This window comes from Pseudomonas sp. WS 5411, assembly GCF_012985595.1.
Lineage (GTDB): Bacteria > Pseudomonadota > Gammaproteobacteria > Pseudomonadales > Pseudomonadaceae > Aquipseudomonas > Aquipseudomonas shahriarae.
Genome location: NZ_JAARMC010000003.1, coordinates 242606 through 268420, shown reverse-complemented (window position 1 = coordinate 268420; position 25815 = coordinate 242606). Strand labels below are relative to the sequence as shown.

Genomic DNA, 25815 nt, shown 5'->3' with positions numbered 1-25815 from the left:
CTAGAGGGTTTTTGTCGCAGACGGATTGATCATCCGCGCCAACCCCAGGCTTTTCAGGGCCAACTGCAGCGAGCTGTGGATAACTTGCGGGTTGTCGATGGTCATCAATTCCGCCAGCAGATCCTTGGCCTTGCTCAGGTTGATCTGGCGCAGCATCCACTTGACCTTCGGCAGGTTGGTGGCGTTCATCGACAGGCTGTCAAAGCCCATGGCCATCAACAGCACCGCCGCCGCCGGATCACCGGCCATTTCCCCACAGATACTCACCGGCTTGCCTTCGGCATGGGCATCGCGCACCACGTTCTGCAAGGCTTGCAGCACCGCCGGGTGCAGGTAGTCGTAGAGGTCGGCCACCCGTGGGTTGTTGCGGTCCACGGCCAGCAGGTATTGGGTCAGGTCGTTGGAGCCCACCGACAGGAAGTCCACCTGCCGTGCCAATTCCTTGGCCTGGTACACCGCTGCCGGGATTTCGATCATCACGCCAACCGGCGGCATCGGCACGTCGGCGCCTTCGTCGCGCACTTCGCCCCAGGCCCGGTGGATCAGGTGCAGGGCTTCTTCAAGCTCGTGGGTGCCGGAGATCATCGGAAGGAGGATGCGCAGGTTGTTCAGGCCTTCGCTGGCCTTGAGCATGGCGCGGGTCTGGACGAGGAAAATTTCGGGGTGGTCGAGGGTAACGCGGATACCGCGCCAGCCAAGGAAGGGGTTGTCTTCCTTGATGGGGAAATAAGACAGTGACTTGTCGCCGCCGATATCCAGGCTGCGCATCGTCACCGGTAACGGATGGAAGGCGGACAGTTGCTCGCGATAAATCGCCAGCTGCTCCTTCTCGCTCGGGAAACGTTGGTTGATCATGAACGGCACTTCGGTGCGGTACAGGCCCACCCCTTCAGCGCCACGTTGTTGCGCACGCGCCACGTCCGCCAGCAGGCCCGTATTGACCAGCAGCGGTACACGGTGGCCGTCGAGGGTCACGCAGGGCAGTTCGCGCAGGGCATCGAGCCCCTGGGACAGCTGGCGCTCCTCCTCGACGATTTCGGCGTATTGCTTGCGCAGCACTTCGCTGGGGTTGGTATACACCTCACCACGGTGCCCGTCGACGATCATCGAGATGCCGTCGACCTTGGAATACGGCAGGTCCACCAGGCCCATCACCGTCGGGATGCCCATGGCCCGGGCCAGGATCGCCACGTGGGAGTTGCCCGAGCCCAACACCGAGACCAGGCCCACCAGTTTGCCTTCCGGCACTTCGCCGAGCATGGTGGCAGTCAGCTCTTCACTGATCAGGATGGTGTTGTCGGGGTAGACCAGGTTGGTGGTGCGGTCTTCCTGCAGGTAGGCCAGCAGGCGCCGACCGAGGTCGCGCACATCCGAGGCGCGCTCGCGCAGGTAGGCGTCGTCCATCAGTTCAAAGCGGTTGACGTGATCGGTGACCACCTGGCGCAGCGCGCCCTGGGCCCACTGGCCGGTCTTGATCACGGTCTTGACTTCGTTACCCAGGGACGCGTCGTCGAGCATCATCTGGTACACGTCGAACAGCGCCCGTTCTTCGGGGCGCAGCTGGGTGGCCAGCTTGGTCGACAGGTTGCGCATGTCGGCGCGCACGCCTTCCAGGGCGGTCTTGAACAGTTTGATTTCTGCGTCGATGTCATCGACGGACTTGTCCGGCACCACGTCCAGGTCGGCCGGGGGCAGCATGACCACCGCAGTACCGACCGCCGCGCCCGGTGAACCCGGCACGCCGACGAACTTGGCTTCCTGGATCCCCTTGCCCTGGCGCCCCAGGCCGCGAATCGAGCCGGTGGCTTCGGCATGGGCGATCACCCCGGCCAACTGCGCACTCATGGTCACGAGGAAGGCTTCTTCACCTTCATCGAACTGGCGGCGCTCTTTCTGCTGGATGACCAATACGCCGACAACGCGGCGGTGGTGGATGATCGGTGCGCCGAGGAATGAGGCGTAGCGCTCTTCACCGGTTTCGGCAAAGTAGCGATAACGCGGGTGATCGGCCGCGTTTTCAAGGTTCAGGGGTTCTTCACGCGTCCCCACCAGGCCCACCAGACCTTCATTGGGCGCCATGCTGACCTTGCCGATGGAGCGCTTGTTCAAGCCCTCCGTGGCCATCAGCACAAAACGGTTGGTCTCGGGGTCCAGCAGGTAAACCGAGCAGACCTGGCTGCCCATGGCTTCCTTGACGCGCAACACAATAATCCCCAACGCCGCCTTGAGATCCTTGGCGGAGTTAACTTCCTGGACGATCTTGCGCAGCGTATTGAGCATGGCTCGGGGTCGAACTCCGTCGTCAGTCGCGCGATAAAAGGCGCGGGGCAAGCTCTTTGAGAGCGCGACGATAAACCTCGCGCTTGAATGTCACCACCTGGCCCAACGGATACCAATAACTGACCCAGCGCCAGCCATCGAACTCCGGTTTACCGGTCAAATCCATCCGCACCCGCTGCTCGTTGGAGATCAGGCGCAGGAGAAACCACTTTTGCTTCTGGCCGATGCACAGCGGTTGGCTGTGGGTACGCACCAGGCGTTGCGGCAAACGATAGCGCAACCAGCCTCGGGTACAGGCCAGAATTTGCACATCTTCGCGCTCCAGGCCGACTTCTTCGTTCAACTCACGGTACAGGGCGTCTTCAGGGGTTTCGTCGGGGTTGATCCCACCCTGGGGAAACTGCCAGGCATCTTGGTTGATTCGGCGAGCCCATAGCACCTGTCCGGCATCATTCGTAAGAATAATCCCGACATTTGGACGGAAACCATCGGGGTCGATCACGGCAACAACCTCGCAAACGCATGTCGCCGCATTGTTCCACAAAGCTTGTTGCAGCGGCAACGAGGCTGCTTACCTTATGTGCACTCTTGTGAAAAGACCGTATTCTGGACGCCTTTTTACAGACTTTTCAGCGAGTAACCGCAATGCGCCTGGCTTTATTCGACTTGGACAACACGCTTTTGGGCGGCGACAGTGACCACGCCTGGGGTGATTACCTGTGTGAACGCGGCATCCTCGATGCCGTTGCCTACAAGACCCGCAACGACGAGTTCTACCAGGATTACCTGGCCGGCAAGCTGGATAACGCCGCGTACCTGAACTTCAGCCTGGAAATCCTCGGCAGCACCGAGATGGCCCAGCTCGACGAATGGCACCGCGACTTCATGCGCGACTGCATCGAGCCGATCATCCTGCCCCAGGCCGTGGAACTGCTGGCCAAACACCGCGCCGCCGGTGACACGCTGGTGATCATCACCGCCACCAACCGCTTTGTCACCGCGCCGATTGCCGCACGGTTGGGGGTTGAAACCCTGATCGCCACCGAATGCGAGATGGCCGATGGCCGCTACACCGGGCGCAGCACCGATGTACCGTGCTTCCGTGAGGGCAAGGTGACGCGCTTGAATCGGTGGCTGGAAGAAACCGGCTTTAGCCTGCAAGACAGCTATTTTTACAGCGATTCGATGAATGACCTGCCGCTGCTGGAGCAGGTGACTCATCCGGTGGCGGTGGATCCGGATGCGAATCTGCGGGCCAAGGCCCAGAAGCGTGGTTGGCCGGTGATTAGCCTGCGCGGCTGATAAAGCTTTCGCGAGCAAGCCCGCTCCCACATTTGATCGGGTTCCACCTCTGGAATGCAATCGAATGTGGGAGCGGGCTTGCTCGCGAATGAAGGCGACCCGGTTTCAAGCCTTAAACGGGTTTGGCGCCCATCAACCCGGCAATCGCCACAAACCCCACCAGGCTGACAATCGCCAGGGCCAGGGTGAACTTCGCACTGCCCGTACCGCCCAGCCGCAGGCGATTGAGGCGCACCACCAGCCAGAACCAGGCCAGCGCCGCGACGCTGTAGATCACGCTGGAACCCAGGATCCACGTCTGCCCCAACGGCCAGCCGACCAGGTGCACCAGCCACCAGCCGGTAAACGGCATGCTCACCAGGCTTACGCCCATCAACAACCAGACAAACAGCCATGGCCGATGCAACGTAACCGCCGGGCCAGCGGCGCGCTTGCGCCAGCTCAGCACGGCCAGGGCCAGGCCACTGGCCAACAGCAGCACCGTTGCCACCATGTGGATCGTCTTGAGGGTTGTCAGATATTCCATGCTCTCGATTCCTTAAAGGCCGCCCAATCAGCGTAGTCGCTCAACCGAGGAACAGCTGATAGGCCGGGTTGTCGCTTTCATCCCAATACGGGTAACCAATCGCTGCCAACGCCGCCGGCACCAGATGGCGCTCGTTGGCCGGCACTTGCAGCCCGGCGACCACACGGCCGTCGGCCGCGCCGTGGTTGCGATAGTGGAACATCGAGATGTTCCAGCGCCCGCCCAATTTGTTAAGAAAGTTGAACAAGGCCCCCGGACGCTCCGGGAACTCGAAGCGGAACACCAGCTCATTGCTGACGTGCGCCGCGTGGCCGCCGACCATATGGCGGATGTGCAACTTGGCCAGTTCGTTCTCGGTCAGGTCCAGCACCGGGAAACCCTGCTCGCTCAGGCTGGCAATCAGCGCGCTGCGCGGGTCGGTTTCCGGGTGGGTCTGCACCCCGACAAAAATGTGCGCTTCGCTGCCGGAATGGTAGCGGTAGTTGAATTCGGTGATCTGGCGCTTGCCCACAGCCTCGCAGAAGGCCTTGAAGCTGCCCGGGCGCTCGGGAATGGTCACGGCAATGATCGCCTCGCGACCTTCACCCAACTCGGCGCGCTCGGCCACATGGCGCAGGCGGTCGAAGTTGACGTTGGCCCCGGAATCTATGGCGACAAAGGTCTGGCCACTGACACCACGGGTTTCTACATACTTCTTGATCCCCGCCACGCCCAATGCCCCTGCAGGCTCGGTGATGGAGCGGGTGTCGTCGTAGATATCCTTGATCGCCGCGCAGATTTCATCGGTGCTGACGGTGATCACTTCATCCACATAGTCCTTGCAGATATCGAAGGTGTGCTGGCCGATCTGCGCCACCGCCACGCCATCGGCAAAGATCCCCACGGCCGGCAGCACCACGCGCTCGCCCGCGGCCATGGCAGCCTGCAGGCAGTTGGAGTCGTCCGGCTCGACACCGATGATCTTGATCTCCGGGCGCAGGTACTTCACATACGCCGCGATACCGGCAATCAGGCCACCACCGCCCACCGGGACGAAAATCGCGTCCAGCGGCCCCGGGTGCTGGCGCAGGATCTCCATCGCCACGGTGCCCTGCCCGGCAATGGTGTGTGGATCATCGTAGGGGTGAATGTAGACGTAGCCTTTTTCGTCGACCAGCTTCAGCGAATACGCCAGCGCTTCCGGAAAGGAGTCGCCATGCAGCACCACTTTGCCGCCACGGGAGCGTACGCCTTCGACTTTGATTTCCGGGGTGGTCTTGGGCATCACGATCGTGGCCTTGACCCCCAGCACCTTGGCCGCCAGGGCCAGGCCCTGGGCATGGTTACCCGCCGAGGCGGTGACCACGCCACGGGCGCGTTCTTCGGCCGTCAGTTGGGTCAACTTGTTGTAGGCGCCGCGAATCTTGAAGGAAAACACCGGCTGCAAGTCTTCGCGCTTGAGCCAGACCTTGTTGCCCAGGCGCTCGGAGAGCTGGCGGGCGGTCTGCAACGGGGTTTCCACGGCAACGTCGTAAACGCGCGAGGTGAGGATCTTTTTGACGTACTGTTCGAGCATCGGAAAGCATCACTGGGCGGGTTGGGCAGGGCCGAGGAGTCTAACCCGCCTTTTGGCCGGACGACCACACGAATCCAGAGGTTTTGTTGGGTTATACTCGCGCCCCTCTTTACTCCCCGCCCGTTCCGGAGCCCGCATGACCCAGGATCAACTCAAACAGGCAGTGGCCCAGGCCGCCGTCGATTTAATCCTTCCTAAACTCGACGATAAAAGCATCGTCGGCGTCGGCACCGGCTCCACCGCCAATTGCTTCATTGACGCGCTGGCCTTGCACAAGGGCGCATTCGACGGCGCCGTGGCCAGCTCCGAAGCCACCGCCGCGCGCCTCAAGGGCCATGGCATTCCGGTGTACGAACTCAATACCGTGAGCGACCTGGAGTTCTACGTCGACGGCGCCGATGAAAGCGACGAGCACCTGAACCTGATCAAGGGCGGCGGCGCAGCCCTGACCCGCGAGAAAATCGTCGCGGCCGTGGCCAAGACCTTTATCTGCATCGCCGACGCCAGCAAGCTGGTGCCGGTACTGGGCAACTTCCCGCTGCCCGTCGAAGTGATCCCCATGGCCCGCAGCCACGTGGCTCGCGAGCTGGTGAAACTGGGCGGCGACCCGGTGTACCGCGAAGGTGTGCTGACCGATAACGGCAACATCATCCTCGACGTGTTCAACATGCAGATCACCAACCCGGTGGAGCTGGAGACCCAGATCAATGCCATCGTCGGTGTGGTCACCAATGGCTTGTTTGCGGCACGGCCTGCGGATGTGCTGCTGCTGGGGACCCGTGAAGGCGTGAAGACCCTCAAGGCCTAAGTACACACAGAACCCCTGTGGGAGCGGGTTTGCTCGCGAATACGGTGTGCCAGTCACCGATTTTGCTAGCTGACACACCGCATTCGCGAGCAAGCCCGCTCCCACATTTTTGACCGCGCTCCATCCGATGGACATGTAACAAAAACGCTACTTTTCGCAGCAACCCCTCCCCCGCTTGCCCCAATCTGTGCGCCAGGTCACGGCAGCCCCCGCCGCATCTGGTATCAAATCCGTTACAACTTATAGCCAGGCGACCCCCACTTCCAACAACGCGCCAATTCGCGCTTGCCCCATGGAATGAGGCGCGCATTGTGCAATCGGTCCCGCCGAGCCACTCCCTCAACCACCTCAAGGAAGACCTTGTGATCAAGCCCCTAGCCCTCGCTGTCAGCGTTGCCTGTGCCCTGCTGTCGACTCAATCCCATGCCTACGACTATGGCGAGCACGCCAATGTCACCCTGGAAAAGCTGATCACCGACTACCCCGGCCGCTATCGCGGCACGGCCAACTTCGCCGGGGCCGCCGACTGGATGCAGAGCCAGATGGGCAGCGCCTATGACATCAGCCGCCAGGATTTCACCTGGAATGGCGGCAGCCGCGCCTCGCAGAACGTGGTGGCCTACGCCGCCGGCACCAAACCGCAGTACGTGGTGATTGGCGCGCACTTCGATACCTACTTCGGCCGCCCGGCCCTGCAAGGCCTGGACGACAACGGTTCCGGCGCCAGCGTGCTGACCGAAGTAGCGAAGAACCTTGGCGGCCTGCAACTGGAAAACGGCTTGCAGATCGTCGGCTTCGGCGCCGAAGAGGAAGGCTTGCGTGGCTCCAAGGCGTTTGTCGATTCGTTGAGCGCCAGCCAGCGCGCCAATATGCTGGCCATGATCAACCTCGACAGCCTGATCACCGGCGACATGATGTACGCCCACGCCGGCCAGAACAGCACCGCCAACCCGGCCCTCGCCTCATTGCGCGAGCACACCTTCCAGATCGCCAAGGAGCTGAACATCAACCTGTTCACCAACCCCGGCCTGGACGCGCAATACCCCGCCGGCACTGGCTGTTGCAGTGACGGCGAAGCCTTCGAGGGGCTCAATATCCCAATCCTGTATGTGGAAGCCACCAACTGGGAACTGGGTGCCCTGGACGGCTACACCCAGACCGACAACCCGGCGATCCCCGGCGGCTCGACCTGGCACGACCCCACCGAAGACAACAAGACGGTCCTGACCAACGCCTTCGGCCAGGAACGCATCGACCAGCGCCTGCGCGACTATTCGCGCCTGCTCAGCCGCCTGGTGCTGGAGCTGACCAATGCCGACTTGATGGCTTCCACCAGCTCGGGCGGCGCGGTTGCGCGCAATATGCAGGACAACCTGCAGCGCCAGCACCAGGCCATGGTGCGCCTGCATGACCGGCGCTGGCTGACCCTGCAATCGGTCAGCCGTGAAGTGGGCAGTTTCGATGGCGAGATCGGCGTAGACGGCGAATACAACCCGGACAGCGGCTTCGACACCGCCCCCAACCCCGAGGCCCGGCGCCTGGGCCTGCATGCCCTGGGCGACTATCAACTGAGCAGCAGCCTGAACATCGGCGCCAGCCTCAGCTACCTCAACGGCCGCGACAAGCTGGAACACCGTGGCAAGCTGCAAAGCGACACCTGGCAAGCTGCGGTCTACGCCCTGTTGAACGATGGCGGCCCGACCTGGCTGGCCGGCGACCTGAGCGTGGGCCACAGCAGCTTCGACTCAAAACGCAACCTGCTGATCCAGGCCAATGGTGGCCCCGTGCTGCTTAACCAGCAACTGACTGGCGAGACCGACGCCCTGTCCCTGGGTGCCCGAGTGCTCGGCGGTTATGACTTCGATCTGGGCGCGATCAAGACCGGGCCGTTTGCCGGGCTCGATTACAGCCACTCGCGCATCGACAAGTTCCACGAGAAGCAGAACCTGCGCACCGCCCTTGAATATGAAGAGCAATCCTTCGATTCCCTGGAAGCCAGCCTCGGCTGGCGTGTGCGCGGTGCCGTGGCCCTGCCTTACAGCCTGAGCCTGATGCCCTACGGCGACATCGCCTGGGTCAAGGAATTGGCCGACGGCCGCCTCGACGACCTCGACCTGACCGCCCGCGCCGACGGCCAGGCCCGCACCGCACGCCTGGGTTCAGTGGACAAGAGTTTCGGCCGCGCGCAGGTCGGCAGCCAATTGGCGATCACCCCACAGCTTGGGGTGTACGCCGAAGTGAACGGCCGCCTGGGCCATGCCGAAGGCAGCCAGACCGGCTATTCGCTGGGTGTGCAGTGGATGTTCTGACCCGCGCCTACCGCTGCTCGGGCTTTTTCTTGAAGACATAGAACAGGTTCGGCTCACTCACCAGGTACAACGTGCCATCGTCATCCATGGCGATACCCTCGGCTTGGGGCACACGTTTTTTCAAGCCATTGCGCCCCTTGAGCAGCGACAAGCTGCTCAAGGGGCGACCGTCGATATCCAGTTCCAGCACCAGGTACGACTCATCGGACAGCGCCAGTAAATGGCCGCTGCGCTCGTCGTATTGCAGGCTGGACAGGTCGCGTACAAACAGCCCGGCATCGCGTCGGGGGTTGTTGACTACATGGACCGAGTAGGTTTTTTCCGGTTTGAAATGGGGAAAGCCGTGCACTTCGTAGATCAACATCGGGTCCCGCTCCTTGGCGACAAACAGGCGCTTGCCCACCGAGTCATACGCCAGCCCTTCAAAGCCTTTATTGCCCTTCAGGTGCACACCCAGGGTCATCTGCTCGGCCTCGGCCGCGTCGAGAAACTGCGTGTCGTCCTCCAGGTGAATCTTGATCAGCCGCTGCTGACGCTCATCGCTGACCACATAGGTGTTCTCGCTGATGAACTCCACCGCTTCGGCATCGCCAAACCCCACCAGGTTGATACGCCGCAGGATCTTGCCGTCCAGGGACAGTTCAACCAGTTCGGCGTTTTGATTGGTCACGGTAAACAGGCTCTTGCGCACCGGGTCGTAGGTCAAAGCCGAGACATCATCATCCAGGCCCTCAATCACCTGGGCTTCCAGCACCACCTCATAGTCCGCCAGGCCAATGGAGCGTTCATCCAGCGGCTGGCGCCAGGTCTGCCAGTTGAACCAGGCGCGCTCGAATAATCGAAACTGCTGGGCGACCACGCCCACGGCAACCAGGGCGATCAGCAACAGAATAAGAAGGGCAGGTTTAGGGCGGGCAAATCGGCGCATGGGGGCTGGCTCAAAGTCAAAACTGGCAAATGAATATCACAGCCGTCTGAATTTAAACTTAAACGCAGCTCAATGTCTGGGGAATGCCGCGCATAGAGAAGAGTCCGACGTATTAGTCGGCTATTTCTGCTTATCGAACCGATAAAACAGATTGGGCTCGCTGACCATGTACAGCGTGCCGTTTTCGTCCATGGTCACGCCTTCGGCACGAGGGATCGTGTTTTTCAGGCCATTGAAGCCGCCCAGCACGGTCATGAAGCTGACCTGTTGACCCTTTTCGTCCAGCTCCAGCAGCAGATGAGAGTCGGCGGACAGCACCAACAGGTGGCCGGTACGCGGATCGACACTCAAGGCCGAGAGGTTGCGGATATCCAGTTCGGAGCTGGGCAACTTCTGCTTGTCGCCCGCCAGGATCTGGCCGCCGTCGCTGGCCCAGGTAAACAACTGCGCCGGACGCTCGATACCCAGCACCAGCTGTTGATTGCGTTTGTCCCAGGTGATGGCCTCGAATGCCTTGTTCTGGTTCTCGGAGGGGCCCAGGTCGTAGCTTGGGAAGTCGGCGAAAGCCAGTTGGCGCGTGTCGGCATCCACCTTGACCAGCGTCACGTTGTGCCTGCGCTCATCCACGATGCCCAGCACGCCGTTTTCCATGACCGTCACGCCTTCCGGGTTGCTCCAGCCCACCAGGGGAATCTTGCGCAGCACATCGCCCTGCAGGCTGAGTTCTACCAGGAACGGATTGCGACCCATCACTGCGAATAAGGTTTTGGTCTGCGGGTTGTAGGCCAGGTCCGACGCTTCGTCCTTTTCCATGCCGGGCAATGGTTTGGCGTCGATCACCGCCTGGTAATCCGGAAGCCAGACGCTTTCTCGGCGTTCGACCGGGCTTTCAAAGCGCTCCAACACCCATAACGCGCCCCGGTCATCCCAGTGCATCAACCAGGAAACCCCATACATGATCACCCCGGCCAGCAACAGCCAGGAGTACCAGCGCATATTCAGGCGCGGGCGCGGGGTGGGATTCGCAGAAGAAAGGGGTACGGCCATGGAGGCATTCCAGATAATCGGCTGTCGGTGATGGCCCAGGGCTCAGAGCGCCTGGGTGCCATATGGCCGAGGATTATCCGGATGGCGTGTGAAAAAAATGCAAAACCCCGATGTGCGCAGCACGCACAAATAATCTGTGTACGGGCTTGTGTGGGAGCCGGGCTTGCCAGCGATGCAAGCACCGTGGTGTATCAGGCACACCGCGGGGATGCTATCGCAGGCAAGCCAGCTCCCACACAAGCCGGCTCTTACAGAGGGATGGGGTTAGCGTACGGCGCTTTCGAAGCGACTGACACCCGGCAGTTCCAGCACCAGTTCGTCACCCACTTGCAGCGGGCCCACGCCCACAGGGGTGCCGGTCAGGATCACATCCCCGGCCTGCAACGAGAAGCAACCGGCCATGTGCTGGATCATCGGCACGATCGGGTTGAGCATCTGCGCGCTGTTACCGTCCTGGCGCACCTGGCCATTGATGGTCAGGCGAATGCCGATATCGGTAAAGTCCGGGAAGGTGCTGCCCACCACGAACGGGGCAATGACCGCCGCGCCGTCGAAGGACTTGGCGATTTCCCACGGTAGGCCCTTGGCCTTGAGTTCGGCCTGCTTGTCGCGCAAGGTCAGGTCCAGGGCCGGGGCGAAGCCGGAGATGGCGTCCAGCACTTCTTCACGGCTCGGGGTTTTCGACAGGGGTTTGCCGATCAGCACCGCGATTTCCGCTTCGTAATGCACCGAACCGCGCTCGGCTGGAATGGCAAAGCCGCCTTCCAACGGCACCACGCAACTGCCCGGTTTGATAAACAGCAGAGGCTCGGTCGGCACCGGGTTATCCAGTTCCTTCGCGTGTTCGGCGTAGTTGCGCCCGATGCAGACCACTTTACCCAGTGGAAAGTGGATGTTGGTGCCGTCGACGTACTTGTGCTGATAGCTCATGGCCCGCTTCCTCTTTCGTGATGGTTAAACAGCGAAGATCTTGCCCGGGTTCATGATCCCGTTCGGGTCGAACACCGCTTTCACTGCCTTCATATATTCGATTTCAACCGGGGAACGGCTGTACGTCAGGTAGTCGCGCTTGGTCATGCCCACGCCATGCTCGGCGGAGATCGAGCCGTTGTACTTCTCGACGGTCTCGAACACCCACTTGTTGACGGTGGCGCACTTGGCGAAGAACTCGTCCTTGGACAGGTTTTGCGGCTTGAGGATGTTCAAGTGCAAGTTGCCGTCACCGATATGGCCGAACCAGACAATTTCGAAGTCTGGGTAGTGTTCGCCGACGATCGCGTCGATTTCCTTGAGAAATGCCGGCACTTTCGACACGGTGACCGAGATGTCGTTCTTGTACGGCGTCCAGTGGGAGATGGTCTCGGAGATGTACTCGCGCAGCTTCCACAGGTTGTGCAACTGGGTTTCGCTCTGGCTCATCACGCCATCCAGCACCCAGCCCTGCTCGACGCAGTGTTCGAAGGTTTCCAGGGCGTGGTTGGCCACTTCTTCGGTAGTGGCTTCGAATTCCAGCAGGGCGTAGAACGGGCACTCGGTGTCGAACGGTGCCGGCACATCGCCACGGCCGAGGACTTTGGCCAATGCCTTGTCGGAAAAGAACTCAAAGGCGGTCAGGTCCAGCTTGCTCTGGAACGCGTGCAGTACCGGCATGATCGAGTCGAAGTCAGCAGTGCCCAACACCATGGCGGTGAGGTTTTTCGGCGCCCGGTCCAGGCGCATGGTGGCTTCGACCACAAAGCCCAGAGTGCCTTCGGCGCCGATAAACAGCTGGCGCATGTCATAGCCGGTGGCGTTCTTGATCAAATCGCGGTTCAGTTCCAGCACATCGCCCTTGCCGGTGACGACCTTCATGCCCGCCACCCAGTTGCGGGTCATGCCGTAGCGAATGACCTTGATCCCGCCGGCATTGGTGCCGATATTGCCGCCAATCTGACTGGAACCGGACGAGGCGAAGTCCACCGGGTAGTACAACCCGTTTTCTTCGGCGACGTTCTGCAACTGCTTGGTGACCACACCCGGCTGGCACACGGCGGTGCGATCGGTGAGGTTCACATCGAGGATCTGGTTCATATAGTCGAACGACACCACCACTTCGCCATTGGCCGCCACGGCGGCCGCCGACAGACCGGTACGCCCACCGGATGGCACCAGCGCCACCTTGTGCGTGTTGGCCCAGCGGACAATGGCCTGCACCTGTTCAATGGTCTTGGGGAAGACGATAGCGGTCGGGGCGGGGGCGAAGTGCTTGGTCCAATCCTTGCCGTAAGCCTCCAGGGAGTCGGCATCGGTCAGCACTTTGCCGGGCTCAACCAGGGTCTTTAGCTCATCAATCAGGGCAGGATGGGTCATCGACAGAACTCTCGAACAATTCATGGTCATCCTGAGAACGCTTCACGTCGCAGGAATGAGTGTTTAGCGGGGCGCGTATGCTAGCATACCGCCCCCGCAGGACAGAGCCCAAGGGCGTTTCTGCGGTGACGGCTTTCCTGCCGTCCGGGTCAGCTTAAGCGATCCGATTCCCTGCCATTTTTCTCCGGGATACAGGTTTACGCAGATGAGCAAGACTTCTCTCGATAAGAGCAAGATCAAGTTCCTTCTTCTGGAAGGCGTCCACCCATCGGCCGTCGACGTCCTAAAGGCCGCCGGGTACACCAGCATTGAGTACATCACCAGTTCTCTGCCGGAATCCCAGCTCAAGGAAAAGATCGCCGACGCGCACTTTATCGGCATTCGCTCCCGCACCCAGTTGACCGAAGAGATCTTCGACCACGCCAAGAAGTTGGTGGCGGTCGGCTGTTTCTGCATCGGCACCAACCAGGTCGACCTCAATGCAGCGCGCGAGCGCGGTATCGCAGTGTTCAACGCCCCGTACTCGAACACCCGTTCCGTGGCGGAGCTGGTGTTGGCGGAAGCCATCCTGCTGTTGCGCGGTATCCCTGAGAAGAACGCTTCCTGCCACCGTGGCGGCTGGATCAAGAGCGCGGCCAACTCCTTCGAAATCCGCGGCAAGAAGCTGGGTATCGTCGGTTACGGCTCCATTGGTACCCAACTGTCGGTACTGGCTGAAGGCCTGGGCATGCAGGTGTTCTTCTACGACACCCTGACCAAGCTGCCGTTGGGCAACGCCACCCAGGTGTCGAGCCTGACCGAACTGCTGGGCATGTCCGACATCGTTACCCTGCACGTGCCGGAAACCGCTGAGACCCAGTGGATGATCGGCGAGAAAGAAATCCGCGCCATCAAGAAGGGCGGGATCCTGATCAACGCCGCACGCGGCACCGTGGTCGAGCTGGATGCCCTGGCCGACGCGATCAAGGACAAGCACCTGATCGGCGCCGCCATCGACGTGTTCCCGGTGGAGCCACGCTCCAACGACGACATCTTCGAAAGCCCGCTGCGCGGCCTGGACAACGTGATCCTGACCCCGCACATCGGCGGCTCCACCGCTGAAGCCCAGGCCAACATCGGCCTGGAAGTGGCAGAGAAGCTGGTCAAGTACAGCGACAACGGTACGTCGGTGTCCTCGGTCAACTTCCCGGAAGTGGCCCTGCCGGCTCACCCTGGCAAGCACCGCCTGCTGCACATCCACCAGAACATCCCGGGTGTGATGATGGAGATCAACAAGGTTTTCGCGGAAAACGGCATCAACATCTCCGGTCAGTTCCTGCAGACCAACGAGAAGGTCGGCTACGTGGTGATCGACGTCGACGCCGAGTACTCGGACCTGGCGCAAGAGAAGCTGCAGCACATCAGCGGCACTATTCGTAGCCGCGTGTTGTTCTAAGGTTTCAAGCGTGTACGAAAAAGGGAGCCCCTCGGGGCTCCCTTTTTTTCGTCTGAACAAATCTTACTTGACGGTAACGGTGATCACTTTTGAGGCTACAGTAGGCTCGAACTGACGATGCAGGTTATCGCCCGCCACCAGTTGCAGGGTGTGCTTGCCTGGGGCCAGGGTCAGCTCGGTCTTGGTTTGCGCCTTGCCGAAGTGGATCACGGTATCGGTGGCCGGAATCGGCTGGCTTGGGTCAGGCAATTGGGTCTGGTCGACCAGCAGGTGGTGATGGCCTGCGCCTGGCACCTGTTTGTCGATGGGTTCCAGGTCCATGCCTTTGATGCCGAACTCGACGGTGAAGGTCTTATCGACCGTAGCACCATCCTTGGGTGAAACAATGAACACTTCAGCACCCTTTGGCGCCGGTGTACGTGGGATATCTGCGGCAGACGCCAGCATTGAAGCCCCCAGCAGCAGGCTGGCCAGGGTTGCACGAGACAAAATGGCTTTCATTAACTTCTCCAGTTTTTCTGTGAAATCTGTAGGGTTATGACAACTTAGTGACGAAACGTTGTCCAAGGCACTCGACACCATAGCAAAGCGAGCCTTAACCGCGTCTCGCACCTTCGAATTCTTTAGGAGTGACCATGCGTTTTCTGCCTGGCCTGTTACTTGTGCTGCCTTTGCTGAGCCCCCTGGCTCACGCCGAACTGTTCGACGACGTGTTTGACCGTGGGGAGCTGCGCATTGCCCTGGAAGCGGACACGCCGCCCTTCAACTTCAAGGAAGGCGACAAACTCACCGGTTTTGAAGTGGAACTGGGTGAGTTACTGGCTCGGGAAATGGACGTACGCGCCTCCTTTATCACCACCGACGACAGCGACTTGCTGCCCGGCGTGGAAAGCGGCAAGTACGACGTGGCGATCAACCACATCGCTGTGACTCCTGAACTGCAGGATCGTTTCGATTTCAGCGCGCCGTATAGCTATGCCAATGCCCAGATGCTTGCTAACAAGCAGCAAAAACCCCTGTTGAGCGGCCTGAATACACTCACCAGCAGTCAATTTGCCGCCAAGCCCACCGCGGGCTTGGATTTGCGCAGCCGTGTCGATGCCAAGGCCACGTTGACCCTGGCCATCCCCTTCCAGAAGGGCAACCCGGCGTTCAAATCGAGCCTGGACAAGGCACTGGAGCGGATCAAGGCCGATGGGCGGCTGACGGCGCTGTCGGAAAAGTGGTTTGAGGCAGATACCAGCAAACCCGCCAAATAACCAATGTGGGGCCAGGTTTGTGTGAGAGCGGGCTTGTGTGGGAGCGGGCTTGCTCGCGAAAGCGGTGTGTCAGTCAACAAATCTGGCACTGATAAACCGCATTCGCGAGCAAGCCCGCTCCCACAAAAGGCTGGTCCTACATGGGATTTAAGCGGGGTTTGAGAGCTGGGCCAGGGCGGCAGCCGCCTCAACCAGCTCCAGCTCGCTGAACACCAGTACCCCATGGCGCTTGAGCAACGCCGCCGTCACGCCTTCGCCCGTGACTTTCACCCCACTGAAGGTGCCGTCATACGTCAGCAGGTTGCCGCATGACGGGCTGTTGGCCTTGAGTACGGCGATGCGGATGCCATGAAGCTGCACCAAAGCCAGGGCCTGGCGCGCGCCGTCAAGGAAGGCTTCGCTGAAGTCCTCGCCATTGGCGGTCAACACTTGGGCGCGGCCTTCCCACACATCCATGCCCTGCCCGCCCGGAATCTCGGCAGATGGCCGTGGGGTAGGCAGGCCACCGGCCACTTCCGGACACACCGCGACCACTCGGCCCTCGGCTTGCCAGGTCGCCAGTTGGTCAAACGGCCCGCTGGCCCCACCGTCGTAACGTACGCGATGCCCCAGCAGGCAGCGGCTGACCAGAATCTTTTGCATGCTCAAAACGGCTCGTTGCCCCGCCGGCGAAACCAGCCGGTCAGGGACAAGCGCTCGCGGTGGGCAGGCAGGACTTCATGGGGCACTTCCCCCGACAGGAACACCACCAGGCAACCGCCGGTAGGGTCCACATCGTGTTCAACGCCGTCCTTGAGGTACATGCGTAACTGGCCGCCGTGCTCGGGCAGCCAGTCCTGGTTCAGGTAGACCACCGCCGAGACCATGCGCCGGTCATCGTCGCGAAAACGGTCGAGGTGCTTGAGGTAAAACGCCCCCGGCGGGTACATGGCGAAGTGGCATTCGAACTCTTCCAGGCCGAGGAACAGCCCACGGTTCATCGCCAGCCGCAGGCTGTCCATCAACGCCAGATAGCGGTCACAGATAGCTGCCTGGCCGGGCTCCAGCCACTGGATATGGTCGCCACGGATCCCCTCGCGAATCTCCTGGGCCGGGCCGCGTCCGACAGCGGCCGGTGCCAATTCACCTTCAGCGGCACGTTTATGGCACTCAGCCGCCAGTTCCAGGGTCAGAGCCTCTGGCAGGAAGATGTTCTGCTGCGACCAGCCCTTCACGGCCAGGTCGTCGACAATGCGTAGCAGCAGCGGGTCATCAGGGGATATTTGCATGGCGCGCATAGTATCCATACGCCTGGCAAACCGACAGCGCCGCCTAGCGCCTAAACACACTTTAGTCAGGTGACTGATAGGACTTCTCGACAAATCCTACGCCCGACACGGACAATAGTGGCCGACTGACAGGAGTCCCTATGCGTCGTTTGTTTTTATCCTTGCTGATGTTCTGCGTATTGCCCGCCTGGGCAGACAGCCATGACCAGTTGTATGCGGTCGCCGGCTGGCCGGAACAACGCGCGCATTTTAATGACGCCTTGAGTGCTGCCCAGCAGCGCTACCGCAACAGCTTGCCGCCGGCGGTGTACCAGGCGCTGGTGGACAACAGCAATAAACGCTTCGCCCCCAAGGCCATGGATCAGCGCGCCGAAGCCCAGTTGCGCCAGAACCTGGCGGACCCCAAACCGGCGCTGGCGTTTTTCCAATCGCCGCTGGGGCGCAAGATTGTCGCCGCCGAGTTGCTGGCGACCCGCCGTGACCAGTTGGCCAAGAACGCCCAGGGCTTGCCGCAGATCCAGGCCGACGCCACCCGCAGCCTGATCATCGGTCACCTGGCCCAGGCCCTGCCCGCCCGCGAAGCCGGGGCCGAGGTCAGCCTGGCGATTGCCGGCGTGGCCGCAGACAGCCTGAGCCAGATGATCCCCGGCCTGTTGGGCGGCGGTCAGGCGCAAAGCATGCTCAACGGCCAGCGCGAGCGCTTGATGCAGCAGATCGGCAACGACCTGAACAACACTTTGCTGTACGTCTATCGGGATCTGTCGGACCCGGAGCTGGAAGAGTTCGCCACCTTTGCCGAATCGCCAGAAGGCAAGGCTTACTACCAGGCGGCACTGGCGGCGATCCGCGCCGGGCTGGCGGTGGGGCAAAGCACTTCAAGCCTGGCGCCGTAACAATCTGCGAGCGGGTTTGCCTGCTCCCAGATTTGATTGCGTCAGGTCAGATGGTCGCTGAGAAACTTGAAGTATTCCTCGCGAATTTGCGGCAGTTCATTGGCCAGATGATGCCGGCCCTTGGGCAACATCAGGATCTGCGGCTGATCAAACTTGCCGCGCAGCACCTGCAGATTGTGCTGCCAATCCACCGTCATATCCTCCTCGCCCTGCACGATCAGGGGCCGTCGCGTGCTGCGCGGCGCAGCCTCGATGCGTTTGATCCAGCGCGCCAGCGCGCCCACCCAGGCGGTCGGCAACTGCCGGGGCTGTAGCGGATCGGCTTCGAGGAACGGACGGAACGCCGGGTCATTGCTGTTATCGCTGAAACGTCGGGCGATGCCTTTGACGAACGGCTTGAGCAGGTAATAGCTCAGTTGCGACCAACCCCAGGCACGCGGCCGCACCAGTGGCGACAACAGGAAGGTCTGGCCTTGCGCCGGGCTGCTGGCGCCCTGGTTGAGCAGATGGTCCACCACAATCGCCCCGCCAGTGCTTTGCCCGAACAGATGCCAGGGCTTGGGCAACTGCAGCGCGTCGGCCTGTGCGAACAAGCCCTGCACCACATGCTGGTACACCGCGAAGTCGTCGATACTGGCGCGCTCACCGCTGGACAGGCCATGGCCCGGCAAATCGCAGGCAATCACCACGAAGCCCTGGTCCAGGCCCCACTCCACCACGCTGCGGTACAACCCCATGTGGTCGTAAAAACCGTGGAACATAAACAGTGTTGCCACAGGTTGCGCCGGCCACCAGACCTGGCTGACCACCTCGAACCCCTCCACTTCGAAGCGCCCCAGGCGGCTGGCCACCAGGGTTTTGCGCGCGGCCAGATCCAGCCCGTAGAAGCGCTGGTAGACCCTGGCCTCAGCCGAAAGCGGCTGCGCGTCCACCAGGGGCCGCAAGCTTTCGCGCAGATGATCGGGGTCAAAGGTAACGGGCATAAGTACTTCCAGACTAGGGCTTCACAGCAGTGAACAGATGAATATCGAGTCGCGATATTCATCTGTCAGGGCAAGCATGGCAAGCTACGCCACCGTCGAGGATTGTTCTGAATGCGAAAACCCTACCGCTCTACCCTGCTCGCCAGCCTGATCCTGCTGATCTGCGCCGCCGTGCTGTGGGCCGCGTATGACTGGTTCCAGGGCCGCTACCTGCGGGCATTCAGCGAACATACGGCGGTGTTCTCCGGCGACCTGCTGCGCCTGCCCGACGACCTCGCCGGGCCCGGCCCGATCCGCCTGGTGCACTTCTGGGACCCAGCCTGCCCGTGCAATGTCGGCAACCAGCAGCACCTGAGCGAACTGATCGAGCAATACGCGCCCCAGGGCGTGGAGTTCTATGCCCTGCAAAAAGCCGGCAGCCACGGCCAACTGCCCGAGAACCTCGGCGCGATGAAAATCATCACCGCCCTGCCCGGCGCCGACCAGGTGCCCGCCAGCCCAGCGGTAGGCATCTGGGACCGCAACGGCAAACTGGCGTATTTCGGCCCGTACAGCGAGGGCCTGACCTGTAATTCGAGCAACAGCTTTATCGAACCGATCCTGCAGGCGCTCAACGGCGGCCGCGCGGTGAATGCGACCCACACCCTGGCGGTGGGCTGCTATTGTTCCTGGCCAAAAGGCTCCTAGCCCAACTTCTAATAATAAGGATCGTTCATGAAGCGCGTCTTGTCGGGTCTCGCGGCCCTGCTGGTGTTGATTGCCCTCGGGGCTGGCTGGTACGTCTACAGCAAGCAACCGACCCGCCAGGGCACGGTGGAGCTGGCCAACCTGCAAGGCTCGGTGACGGTGCGCTACGACGACCGTGGGGTGCCACATATCCGCGCCGAGAACGAGGCCGACCTGTATCGCGCCCTGGGGTATGTGCACGCCCAGGACCGCCTGTTCCAGATGGAAATCATGCGCCGCCTGGCGCGCGGTGAGCTGGCCGAGGTGCTCGGCGCCAAGTTGCTCGACACCGACAAACTGTTCCGCAGCCTGCGCATCCGCGAGCGCGCCACCACCTACGCGGCGCAGATGGACCGCCAGTCACCGCACTGGAAGGCCCTGCAAGCCTATCTGGACGGGATCAACCAATATCAGGACCGCCACGCCAGCCCCATGGAGTTTGACGTGCTGGGCATCCCCAAGCGGCCGTTCACCGCCGAAGACACCATCAGCATCGCCGGCTACCTGGCCTACAGCTTTGCCGCAGCTTTTCGCACAGAGCCCTTGCTGACCTACGTGCGCGACCAACTGGGCAGCGACTACCTGAAGGTGTTTGACCTCGACTGGAAACCCAAGGGCGACCTGAGCCTGGCCGCCGCCGACTGGCAGGGCTTGAGTGCCATCGCCCGCCTCAGCGAGCAGGCCCTGGCCGACAATGGCCTGCCGCAGTTCGAAGGCAGCAACGCCTGGGCCATCAGCGGCAACCGCACCAAGAGCGGCAAGCCGTTGCTGGCGGGCGACCCGCATATCCGTTTCTCGGTGCCGTCGGTGTGGTACGAGGCGCACCTGTCGGCGCCCGGCTTTGAACTCTACGGTTATCACAACGCCCTGGTGCCGGTGGCGTTCCTGGGCCACAACAAAGCGTTCGGCTGGAGCCTGACGATGTTCCAGAACGATGACCTCGACCTGATCGCCGAGCAGGTCAACCCGGACAACCCCAACCAGGTGCGCTACCACGACCAGTGGGTCGACATGACGACCAGCGAGCAACAGATCGCGGTCAAGGGCCAGGCCCCGGTGACGCTGACCCTGCGCCAGTCGCCCCACGGCCCGATCATCAACGACGTGCTCGGCGCCAATGCCGGCACCACGCCGATTGCCATGTGGTGGGCGTTCCTCGATACCGAAAACCCGATCCTCGATGGTTTCTACCAGCTCAACCGCGCCGACACCCTGGCCAAGGCCCGCATGGCAGTGGCCAAGGTGCATGCGCCGGGGCTGAATATCGTGTGGGCCAATGCCAAGGGCGATATTGGCTGGTGGGCTGCAGCGCAGTTGCCGATCCGCCCGGCCGGGGCCAACGCCGGATTCATCCTCGATGGCAGCACCGCCCAGGCCGACAAGCTGGGCTTCTACCCTTTCAGCGCCAACCCCCAGGAAGAAAACCCGGCCCGTGGCTACGTGGTCTCGGCCAATGCCCAGCCGGTGTCGCCTACTGGCATGCAGATCCCCGGCTACTACAACCTGGCGGACCGTGGCCAACAGTTGAACGCGCAATTGAGCGACAACCAGGTCAAATGGGACCTGGACAACAGCCAGGCCCTGCAACTGGGCACCACCACCGCCTACGGGCCACGCCTGCTGGCGCCGCTGTTGCCGGTGCTGCGCGAGGTGGTCAAGGATCCCGCCGAACTCAAGTTGCTGGAACAGTTGGCCGCGTGGAAAGGTGATTACCCGGTGGAGTCGATCCCGGCCACGCTGTTCAACCAACTGTTATACGACCTGACCGACGCGGCCTTTCGTCCAAAGCTGGGTGACGAGATGTTCAAGACCCTGATCACCACCCGTGTGGTCGACGCCGCCTTGCCGCGTCTGGCCGCCGCTGCCGATTCGCCGTGGTGGAACGGGCAGCGCGCCGCGACCGTCAAGCGCGCCTGGGACAACAGCCTGGCCCATCTGAAAAGCACCTTCGGCGACGACCCGGCACAATGGCAGTGGGGCAAGGCCCATACCCTGACCCACGGCCATCCGCTGGGGGTCAAGCAGCCGCTGGACCAGATCGTCAATGTCGGGCCGTTTGCCGCACCGGGCAGCCACGAAGTGCCGAACAACCTGTCGGCAATCATTGGCCCGGCACCGTGGCCGGTGACTTACGGCCCGTCCACCCGACGCCTGGTGGACTTCGCCGACGCCGCTCACGCCCTGACCATCAACCCGGTGGGCCAAAGCGGCGTGCCATTCGACAAGCACTATGCCGATCAGGCCGAGACCTATATCGAAGGCGGGTACGAACAGGCGCATTTTGATGAAGAAGAGGTCCAGGCCAATACCCGTGGCACCCTCAAACTGTTGCCCGCCCGCCCCCCACAACAGCCCTGAAGAAACACACTAAAAATGCGGGAGCTCAAACCGGCGCCGCAAAGTTGAGTCGGAACTGCTGCGGCGTCACCCCCAGCCGGCGATTGAACACACTGCGCAGGTGCTGGGCGTCGCGAAAGCCGCATTGGTAGGCCACGGTCTTCAGCGGCGCCGTGCCGCTTTCCAGTAGCACCCGCGCCGCATCCACCCGCGCCCGCTCGACAAACTCCGCCGGGGTGATCTGCGCTTCACGGGCAAATACCCGCGAGAAATTACGCGCACTCATATTGGCCGCGCGGGCCAGGTCAGCAATGCCCAGGTCGCCGGTCAGGTTCGCCAGCACATACAACTGCACCTGTGCCACGGCCGAGGTGGCTTCGGCGTGGGGCGTGAGAAACGGGCTGAACTGCGATTGGCCGCCGCTGCGCTGGGTAAACACCACCAGGCGCTTGGCCACGCTCAGGGCCACTTCCGGGCCGTGGTCCTGGGCCAGCAGGTACAACGACAGGTCGATACCCGCCGTGACCCCGGCCGACGTGTAGAGGTTACCGTCCTGCACGTAGAGGCGGTCGGCGTCGACCTGAGTCGAGGGGCACAGGCGCGCCAGATCAGCCGCGTCGCTCCAGTGGGTGGTAACGGTTTTGCCATCCAGCAATCCGGCCCGGGCCAGCATGAAGGCGCCGTTACAGATCGAACCGAAGCGCCGGGCCCTGGCGCTGGCGTCCTGCAGCCATTGATTGAACGCCAGACCGAAATCCTCGAAGGGCAACTGCGGGCCGCCAGCGACCAACAGCAGGTCATAGGCTTGCAGGGCTTCGCTGTAATGGGTGTGGGCCTGCAATGACAGGCCGTTGGAACAGGCGATCTGGCCCTGGACCTGGCCGATGACTTCGAGCTGGTAATGATCCTCCGGCGCCAGGAAGCGATTGGCCTCGCAGAACACATCCATGGGACCGGTCACATCCAGTGACTGGACGCCGGGAAAGATCAGGATCGCGACGGTCTTGTGCATGGGTAAACCTTCCTCTGGACTGTCGCAAAACCCTGTGGGAGCTGGCTTGTCTGCGATGGCATCACCTGGGTATACCTGATGTACCGAGGCGATGCTATCGCAGGCAGGCCAGCTCCCACATTGGATCGTGTACAACCATGGCACGATATGAAGGCACATTGGCCGGGATCGCGCCCCTGCGGCGGTGGTTGCCTGGCAACTGGGCGATCAGACTGCACTCATCAGCGCCAACCCCGCGCTTTCTTGAGGATCATGACCATGAGCACCACCATCGCCGGCATCCAAATCCCCGACAGCGCCCTGGCCAAGGCCACCACCGAATATATCCGCGACATTGAATCCGACCTGCTCTACCACCACTCCCGCCGGGTGTTCCTGTTTGGCGCCTTGAGCGGCGAGCGCAAGCAGATGGCCTATAACCCGGAACTGCTGTACGTCGGCGCGATGTTCCATGACCTGGGCCTGATGGACGGGCACCGCAGCGATGACGAGCGTTTTGAAGTGGACGGCGCCAACGCGGCCGCCGCCTTTCTCAAGCCCTATGGCTTGAGCGATGACGATATCGAGCAAGTGTGGCTGTCCATCGCCCTGCACACCACGCCAGGCGTGCCCAAGCACCTGCGCCCTACCGTCGCCCTGGTGACCGCTGGCGTGGAGATGGACGTGCTGGGCATGGACTACGCCGCGTTTACCCACGTGCAGCGCGAGGCGGTGGTGCATGCGCATCCACGGGGTGAAGGGTTCAAGGAGTGCATCATCTGCGCGTTTGCCGACGGTTTGCGCCATCGCCCGCAGACCACGTTTGGCAACGTGAAGACCGATGTGCTGGTGGATCAGGAGCCGGGGTTCAAGCCGATGAACTTTGTCGAAGTGATTCGCCAGTCGCCGTGGACGGCTTAATCAACTTGAAATGCAATCAAATGTGGGAGCTGACTTGCCTGCGATAGCGGTGGTTCAGTCACATCTTCAGTGACTGACCCTCTGCTATCGCAGGCAAGCCAGCTCCCACATTTTGAGCCTGTTCCGGCGTTTAGACCGGTGCTGGCGCCCGGCGTACATCCGGCTGTTTCCAGCCATCCGCTGCCGCTTCTTCGATGGCTTGCTGGATGGCCTTCTTGCGCCGCTCTTCAGCACGGCGGCTGAAGAACCACACCAGGAACGTCACCAGCGACACCGCCAGCAAAATCAGGCTGGCCACGGCGTTGATCTCGGGTTTGACCCCAAGGCGCACCGCCGAGAACACTTCCATCGGCAAGGTGGTCGAACCCGGGCCCGAGACGAAGCTGGCCAGTACCAGGTCGTCCAGGGACAACGCGAAGGACATCATGCCGCCCGCCGCCAGCGACGGCGCGATCATCGGGATGGTGATCAGGAAGAACACCTTCCACGGCCGCGCACCGAGGTCCATGGCCGCCTCTTCGATCGACAGGTCCAGCTCACGCAAGCGCGCCGACACCACCACCGCCACATACGCCGCACAGAACGTGGTGTGGGCGATCCAGATGGTGACGATGCCACGCTCCTGGGGCCAGCCGATCATCTGCGCCATGGCCACGAACAGCAGCAACAGCGACAGACCGGTGATCACTTCCGGCATCACCAGTGGCGCGGTCACCAGGCCGCCAAACAGCGTGCGGCCCTTGAACTGGCTGATACGGGTCAGCACGAACGCTGCCAACGTACCCAGCGCCACCGCGGCCACCGCCGTGTAGCAGGCGATTTCCAGGGAGCGCGCCACCGAGCCCATCAACTGGGTGTTGTCCAACAGGCCCACGTACCACTTGATCGACCAACCGCCCCACACCGTCACCAGCTTCGATTCGTTGAACGAATAGATCACCAGGATCAGCATCGGCAGGTAGATGAACAGCAGCCCTACGACCAGCATGAAGCTGGAGAAACTGAAGCGCTTCATACCTTGCCCTCCATCTCTTTGGCTTGGCTGCGGTTAAACAGAATGATCGGCACAATCAGGATCGCCAGCATCACCACCGCCAGCGCAGAAGCCACCGGCCAGTCACGGTTGTTGAAGAACTCTTGCCACAACACTTTACCGATCATCAGGGTTTCCGGGCCGCCCAGCAGTTCCGGGATCACGAACTCGCCCACCACCGGGATGAATACCAGCATGCAGCCGGCGATGATGCCGTTCTTGGACAGCGGCACGGTGATTTTCCAGAAACTGTTGAAGGTGCTCGAACCCAGGTCCGACGCGGCCTCCAGCAGGCTCTGGTCGTGCTTCACCAGGTTGGCGTACAGCGGCAGGATCATAAACGGCAGGTACGAATAGACCACGCCGATATACACCGCGATATTGGTGTTGAGGATCTGCAATGGCTCGTTGATCAGGCCCATGGACATCAGGAAGCCATTGAGCAAGCCGTTGTTGCTGAGGATGCCCATCCACGCATACACGCGGATCAGGATCGCGGTCCAGGTCGGCATCATGATCAGCAGCACCAGCACGGTCTGCATCTCTTTGCGCGCACTGGCAATGGCGTAGGCCATCGGGTAGCCGATCAGCAGGCACAAGGCCGTGCTGAAAAACGCCATCTTCAACGAGCCCAGGTAGGCCGCGATGTACAGCTCGTCGCCGGCCAGCAGGCTGTAGTTGGCCAGGTTGAGCACCACCTCCAGCTTCTGCTCGATGTAGGTGTAGATCTCGGTGTAGGGCGGGATCGCCACGTCGGCTTCGGCAAAGCTGATCTTCAGGACGATGAAGAACGGCAGCATGAAGAACAGGAACAGCCACAGGAACGGAATCCCGATGACCACCTGCTTGCCGCTGGGAATTATTC

The 25815-nt window shown here is 61.7% G+C and carries 24 protein-coding genes; 9 read left to right on the top strand and 15 right to left on the bottom strand.

Annotation, left to right across the window (positions count from 1 at the left end):
* On the bottom strand, positions 1–2280 hold the full coding sequence (gene ptsP, locus HBR93_RS07855) for a phosphoenolpyruvate--protein phosphotransferase (protein WP_057960910.1): 2280 nt from the start codon (positions 2278–2280) through the stop codon (positions 1–3).
* Between the two features lie 22 nt (positions 2281–2302).
* Positions 2303–2782, bottom strand: coding sequence for an RNA pyrophosphohydrolase (locus HBR93_RS07850; protein WP_053128161.1), 480 nt, complete (start codon positions 2780–2782; stop codon positions 2303–2305).
* A 143-nt stretch (positions 2783–2925) separates the two neighbouring features.
* Between HBR93_RS07850 and HBR93_RS07845 the strand changes: the two genes are divergently transcribed.
* Positions 2926–3582: an HAD family hydrolase gene (locus HBR93_RS07845; RefSeq protein WP_169960097.1), complete on the top strand. Its 657-nt coding sequence runs from the start codon at positions 2926–2928 to the stop codon at positions 3580–3582.
* Between the two features lie 112 nt (positions 3583–3694).
* Here HBR93_RS07845 and HBR93_RS07840 read toward each other — a convergent pair whose 3' ends face one another.
* Positions 3695–4108: a DUF2269 family protein gene (locus HBR93_RS07840; RefSeq protein WP_057960912.1), complete on the bottom strand. Its 414-nt coding sequence runs from the start codon at positions 4106–4108 to the stop codon at positions 3695–3697.
* Positions 4109–4148: 40 nt separating this feature from the next.
* A complete protein-coding gene (gene ilvA, locus HBR93_RS07835; protein WP_057440412.1) occupies positions 4149–5663 on the bottom strand; it encodes a threonine ammonia-lyase, biosynthetic in 1515 nt (504 codons plus the stop codon).
* A gap of 136 nt (positions 5664–5799) precedes the next feature.
* Here ilvA and rpiA point away from each other — a divergent pair, with 136 nt between their 5' ends.
* Together rpiA and HBR93_RS07825 are read left to right on the top strand one after the other, a co-directional pair.
* Entirely contained in the window at positions 5800–6471 is a 672-nt protein-coding gene (gene rpiA, locus HBR93_RS07830) for a ribose-5-phosphate isomerase RpiA (protein WP_057960913.1), read from the top strand.
* Between the two features lie 362 nt (positions 6472–6833).
* Entirely contained in the window at positions 6834–8780 is a 1947-nt protein-coding gene (locus tag HBR93_RS07825; RefSeq protein ID WP_169960096.1) for an autotransporter domain-containing protein, read from the top strand.
* A gap of 7 nt (positions 8781–8787) precedes the next feature.
* On the opposite strand, the gene HBR93_RS07820 is transcribed toward HBR93_RS07825, so the two are convergent.
* The 4 genes from HBR93_RS07820 to HBR93_RS07805 all read right to left on the bottom strand — a co-directional run bounded on the left by HBR93_RS07820 (position 8788) and on the right by HBR93_RS07805 (position 13104).
* Positions 8788–9708: an SdiA-regulated domain-containing protein gene (locus HBR93_RS07820; RefSeq protein WP_057960915.1), complete on the bottom strand. Its 921-nt coding sequence runs from the start codon at positions 9706–9708 to the stop codon at positions 8788–8790.
* A gap of 120 nt (positions 9709–9828) precedes the next feature.
* Entirely contained in the window at positions 9829–10755 is a 927-nt protein-coding gene (locus tag HBR93_RS07815; RefSeq protein ID WP_057440415.1) for an SdiA-regulated domain-containing protein, read from the bottom strand.
* A gap of 264 nt (positions 10756–11019) precedes the next feature.
* Positions 11020–11685 (bottom strand): fumarylacetoacetate hydrolase family protein, encoded by a 666-nt coding sequence (locus HBR93_RS07810; protein ID WP_057440416.1) that lies wholly within the window; start codon positions 11683–11685, stop codon positions 11020–11022.
* Between the two features lie 24 nt (positions 11686–11709).
* On the bottom strand, positions 11710–13104 hold the full coding sequence (locus HBR93_RS07805; protein WP_057960917.1) for an FAD-binding oxidoreductase: 1395 nt from the start codon (positions 13102–13104) through the stop codon (positions 11710–11712).
* Between the two features lie 205 nt (positions 13105–13309).
* Between HBR93_RS07805 and serA the strand changes: the two genes are divergently transcribed.
* Entirely contained in the window at positions 13310–14539 is a 1230-nt protein-coding gene (gene serA, locus HBR93_RS07800; RefSeq protein ID WP_029289418.1) for a phosphoglycerate dehydrogenase, read from the top strand.
* A 63-nt stretch (positions 14540–14602) separates the two neighbouring features.
* Here serA and HBR93_RS07795 read toward each other — a convergent pair whose 3' ends face one another.
* Positions 14603–15040 (bottom strand): DUF4399 domain-containing protein, encoded by a 438-nt coding sequence (locus HBR93_RS07795; RefSeq protein ID WP_057440418.1) that lies wholly within the window; start codon positions 15038–15040, stop codon positions 14603–14605.
* A 134-nt stretch (positions 15041–15174) separates the two neighbouring features.
* Between HBR93_RS07795 and HBR93_RS07790 the strand changes: the two genes are divergently transcribed.
* Positions 15175–15798: a transporter substrate-binding domain-containing protein gene (locus HBR93_RS07790; protein ID WP_169960095.1), complete on the top strand. Its 624-nt coding sequence runs from the start codon at positions 15175–15177 to the stop codon at positions 15796–15798.
* A gap of 147 nt (positions 15799–15945) precedes the next feature.
* Here HBR93_RS07790 and HBR93_RS07785 read toward each other — a convergent pair whose 3' ends face one another.
* Complete coding sequence (locus HBR93_RS07785) at positions 15946–16440, bottom strand: DUF523 domain-containing protein (RefSeq protein ID WP_169960094.1); 495 nt, start codon at positions 16438–16440, stop codon at positions 15946–15948.
* 2 nt (positions 16441–16442) lie between these two features.
* Positions 16443–17075 carry a 2OG-Fe(II) oxygenase gene (locus HBR93_RS07780; protein ID WP_169960093.1) on the bottom strand — a complete coding sequence of 211 codons (633 nt, stop codon included), beginning with the start codon at positions 17073–17075 and terminating at the stop codon, positions 16443–16445.
* Between the two features lie 131 nt (positions 17076–17206).
* Here HBR93_RS07780 and HBR93_RS07775 point away from each other — a divergent pair, with 131 nt between their 5' ends.
* A complete protein-coding gene (locus tag HBR93_RS07775) occupies positions 17207–17959 on the top strand; it encodes a DUF2059 domain-containing protein (RefSeq protein ID WP_057440422.1) in 753 nt (250 codons plus the stop codon).
* 41 nt (positions 17960–18000) lie between these two features.
* Here the strand turns inward: HBR93_RS07775 and HBR93_RS07770 are convergent, their stop codons facing one another.
* On the bottom strand, positions 18001–18942 hold the full coding sequence (locus HBR93_RS07770; RefSeq protein ID WP_169960092.1) for an alpha/beta hydrolase: 942 nt from the start codon (positions 18940–18942) through the stop codon (positions 18001–18003).
* 111 nt (positions 18943–19053) lie between these two features.
* On the opposite strand from HBR93_RS07770, the gene HBR93_RS07765 reads away from it, so the two are divergent.
* Both HBR93_RS07765 and HBR93_RS07760 read left to right on the top strand, forming a co-directional pair.
* On the top strand, positions 19054–19629 hold the full coding sequence (locus HBR93_RS07765) for a DUF6436 domain-containing protein (protein ID WP_169960091.1): 576 nt from the start codon (positions 19054–19056) through the stop codon (positions 19627–19629).
* 27 nt (positions 19630–19656) lie between these two features.
* Positions 19657–22026 (top strand): penicillin acylase family protein, encoded by a 2370-nt coding sequence (locus tag HBR93_RS07760; protein WP_115129230.1) that lies wholly within the window; start codon positions 19657–19659, stop codon positions 22024–22026.
* A gap of 25 nt (positions 22027–22051) precedes the next feature.
* Here HBR93_RS07760 and HBR93_RS07755 read toward each other — a convergent pair whose 3' ends face one another.
* Complete coding sequence (locus HBR93_RS07755; RefSeq protein ID WP_169960090.1) at positions 22052–23017, bottom strand: GlxA family transcriptional regulator; 966 nt, start codon at positions 23015–23017, stop codon at positions 22052–22054.
* A 258-nt stretch (positions 23018–23275) separates the two neighbouring features.
* On the opposite strand from HBR93_RS07755, the gene HBR93_RS07750 reads away from it, so the two are divergent.
* Positions 23276–23917, top strand: a complete 642-nt coding sequence (locus HBR93_RS07750) for an HD domain-containing protein (protein ID WP_057960922.1) — start codon at positions 23276–23278, stop codon at positions 23915–23917.
* Positions 23918–24047: 130 nt separating this feature from the next.
* Here the strand turns inward: HBR93_RS07750 and HBR93_RS07745 are convergent, their stop codons facing one another.
* A complete protein-coding gene (locus tag HBR93_RS07745; RefSeq protein WP_057440425.1) occupies positions 24048–24932 on the bottom strand; it encodes an ABC transporter permease subunit in 885 nt (294 codons plus the stop codon).
* A complete protein-coding gene (locus HBR93_RS07740) occupies positions 24929–25810 on the bottom strand; it encodes an ABC transporter permease subunit (RefSeq protein WP_169851359.1) in 882 nt (293 codons plus the stop codon). The genes HBR93_RS07745 and HBR93_RS07740 overlap by 4 nt, the downstream gene beginning before the upstream one ends.
* Positions 25811–25815: the final 5 nt, after the last annotated feature.

What these genes read in the sequence shown, in the direction of transcription:
- ptsP (WP_057960910.1), bottom strand. Translation starts at nt 2,280, where the DNA reads ATGCTCAATACGCTGCGCAAGATCGTCCAGGAAGTTAACTCCGCCAAG.
- HBR93_RS07845 (WP_169960097.1), top strand. Translation starts at nt 2,926, where the DNA reads ATGCGCCTGGCTTTATTCGACTTGGACAACACGCTTTTGGGCGGCGAC.
- HBR93_RS07840 (WP_057960912.1), bottom strand. Translation starts at nt 4,108, where the DNA reads ATGGAATATCTGACAACCCTCAAGACGATCCACATGGTGGCAACGGTG.
- ilvA (WP_057440412.1), bottom strand. Translation starts at nt 5,663, where the DNA reads ATGCTCGAACAGTACGTCAAAAAGATCCTCACCTCGCGCGTTTACGAC.
- rpiA (WP_057960913.1), top strand. Translation starts at nt 5,800, where the DNA reads ATGACCCAGGATCAACTCAAACAGGCAGTGGCCCAGGCCGCCGTCGAT.
- HBR93_RS07820 (WP_057960915.1), bottom strand. Translation starts at nt 9,708, where the DNA reads ATGCGCCGATTTGCCCGCCCTAAACCTGCCCTTCTTATTCTGTTGCTG.
- HBR93_RS07815 (WP_057440415.1), bottom strand. Translation starts at nt 10,755, where the DNA reads ATGGCCGTACCCCTTTCTTCTGCGAATCCCACCCCGCGCCCGCGCCTG.
- HBR93_RS07810 (WP_057440416.1), bottom strand. Translation starts at nt 11,685, where the DNA reads ATGAGCTATCAGCACAAGTACGTCGACGGCACCAACATCCACTTTCCA.
- HBR93_RS07805 (WP_057960917.1), bottom strand. Translation starts at nt 13,104, where the DNA reads ATGACCCATCCTGCCCTGATTGATGAGCTAAAGACCCTGGTTGAGCCC.
- serA (WP_029289418.1), top strand. Translation starts at nt 13,310, where the DNA reads ATGAGCAAGACTTCTCTCGATAAGAGCAAGATCAAGTTCCTTCTTCTG.
- HBR93_RS07795 (WP_057440418.1), bottom strand. Translation starts at nt 15,040, where the DNA reads ATGAAAGCCATTTTGTCTCGTGCAACCCTGGCCAGCCTGCTGCTGGGG.
- HBR93_RS07790 (WP_169960095.1), top strand. Translation starts at nt 15,175, where the DNA reads ATGCGTTTTCTGCCTGGCCTGTTACTTGTGCTGCCTTTGCTGAGCCCC.
- HBR93_RS07785 (WP_169960094.1), bottom strand. Translation starts at nt 16,440, where the DNA reads ATGCAAAAGATTCTGGTCAGCCGCTGCCTGCTGGGGCATCGCGTACGT.
- HBR93_RS07780 (WP_169960093.1), bottom strand. Translation starts at nt 17,075, where the DNA reads ATGCGCGCCATGCAAATATCCCCTGATGACCCGCTGCTGCTACGCATT.
- HBR93_RS07775 (WP_057440422.1), top strand. Translation starts at nt 17,207, where the DNA reads ATGCGTCGTTTGTTTTTATCCTTGCTGATGTTCTGCGTATTGCCCGCC.
- HBR93_RS07770 (WP_169960092.1), bottom strand. Translation starts at nt 18,942, where the DNA reads ATGCCCGTTACCTTTGACCCCGATCATCTGCGCGAAAGCTTGCGGCCC.
- HBR93_RS07765 (WP_169960091.1), top strand. Translation starts at nt 19,054, where the DNA reads ATGCGAAAACCCTACCGCTCTACCCTGCTCGCCAGCCTGATCCTGCTG.
- HBR93_RS07760 (WP_115129230.1), top strand. Translation starts at nt 19,657, where the DNA reads ATGAAGCGCGTCTTGTCGGGTCTCGCGGCCCTGCTGGTGTTGATTGCC.
- HBR93_RS07755 (WP_169960090.1), bottom strand. Translation starts at nt 23,017, where the DNA reads ATGCACAAGACCGTCGCGATCCTGATCTTTCCCGGCGTCCAGTCACTG.
- HBR93_RS07750 (WP_057960922.1), top strand. Translation starts at nt 23,276, where the DNA reads ATGAGCACCACCATCGCCGGCATCCAAATCCCCGACAGCGCCCTGGCC.
- HBR93_RS07745 (WP_057440425.1), bottom strand. Translation starts at nt 24,932, where the DNA reads ATGAAGCGCTTCAGTTTCTCCAGCTTCATGCTGGTCGTAGGGCTGCTG.